We start from the raw sequence: 1588 nt of genomic DNA, 5'->3' as shown, positions 1-1588 counted from the left end.
ATTTTTCCGCCTGGGTTTCGGCCGGCTTGCGCGCAAGCGGCGGCCGCGCATCGCGCCGGCGCGCCTATTTCGCGCTCGACGATCCGCTCTCGCTGCGGCTGTTCGCGGTCGGCCGAACCGGCGACGATTTCGCGCGGCTGGAAAAGCGTCTCGCCGCAACCACGCTCGCCCTGTGGAACAGGAAGCCGCGTTTCCGCAAGCTTGCCGTTGCACCGACGCCGGTGCCGCGGCGTGCCTCGCTCGCCGCGGGCCTGATCGGGCTCCCGGAGACCTTCCCTGGGTTCGCGGGCGAAGAGGCCGACACCATCTATCTCGCAGCGGTCGCGCATGCCGGCGCGCATCTGGTGCATTCCACGGTCCGCTTTCCCGTGGGCCGGCTGAAGGCGCTGCAGATCGCGCTGGTCTCGCTGATCGAGGATGCCAGGGTCGAGGCGTTGGCACTGCGCGAGATGCCTGGGCTGCGCCGGCTGTGGTTGCCGTTTCACAGTGCGACGCCATCAGGCCAGGCGACTGCCGCCGGACTGATGACGCGGCTGGCGCGGGTGCTGATCGATCCGGACTATCAGGATCCGGATGCATGGGTAACAAAAGGGCGGACGCTGTTTGCCGGTGCCGCCGACCGTTGGATCGATCCGGCCATCAGCCGCGAGATCGGCGGACTGCTCGGCAATGACATCGGGCAGATGCGGCTGCAGTTCAACGCCAAGAGCTACGTCGTCGAACCGGCCTATCGCGATGACAATCTGGCACTGTGGGATTTTGGCGATCAGCCGGACAGCCCGACCGAGACGATCGAACTTGCGGTCGACTCGGTACGAATGGAGCGGCGCGACGACGCCGATGGGCAGTCCACCGACGACGACGCGAAGCCCGACGAGACGCTGCGCGCGAAGGCCGCAGCGGTCACGCTGCTGGATGGATTTCCGGTCGCGACCTACCCGGAAGGGGACTACGCCGCGCGCACCGAGCGGGCGGACTGGACCACGATCCTGGAGGCCGATGCAGCGGTTTCCGCGCAGCCGTTCGACCCCTCGACGGATGCCGAGGCGATGCGCTGGATCACCGAGTTGACCCGCGACGCCTCGATCGGCCGTCGCATCAGACACAGGGGCCAGCGCGACGGCGACGCGCTCGACATCGACGCGGCGATCGCGCTGACGATCGAGCGCCGCGCCGGCAGTATCAGCGAGCCGAGGGTCTACCAGCGCGATGCGCCGGGACCGCGTGATCTTGCCGTTCTGCTGCTGCTCGACCTGTCGCAATCGACCGCGGACCGCGATCGTCGGGGCCGGACGGTTCTCGACGTCGAGCGCAAGGCCGCCGCGATCACGGCGACGGCGGTCGAGGCCGCCAATGACGCGATCGCGGTGCACGGCTTCAGCTCCGACGGTCGCGAGCGCGTGCGCTATCTCCGCATTAAGGGCTTCGAGGAGCCGATGGACGCCGACGTGCGTTCGCGTCTCGCGGGCCTTGGCAGCAGCCATTCCACCCGGCTCGGTGCGGCGTTGCGCCACGCCGGAGGCTACCTCGCGGGACGACGTGCGTTCCGCAAGGTGCTGCTGGTCCTGACCGACGGCGAGCCGTCCGA

At 68.8% G+C, this 1588-nt stretch carries 1 protein-coding gene; it reads left to right on the top strand.

Annotated elements, in window-relative coordinates; genetic code table 11:
* A partial coding sequence (locus VF497_RS12300; protein WP_330889103.1) for a nitric oxide reductase activation protein NorD occupies nucleotides 1-1588 on the top strand: 1588 nt, incomplete at both ends.

Source organism: Rudaea sp. (assembly GCF_036383415.1).
Lineage (GTDB): Bacteria > Pseudomonadota > Gammaproteobacteria > Xanthomonadales > Rhodanobacteraceae > Rudaea.
Note: the sequence above shows the minus strand (reverse complement) of the source record. Positions and strands in the feature narration are given on the sequence as shown.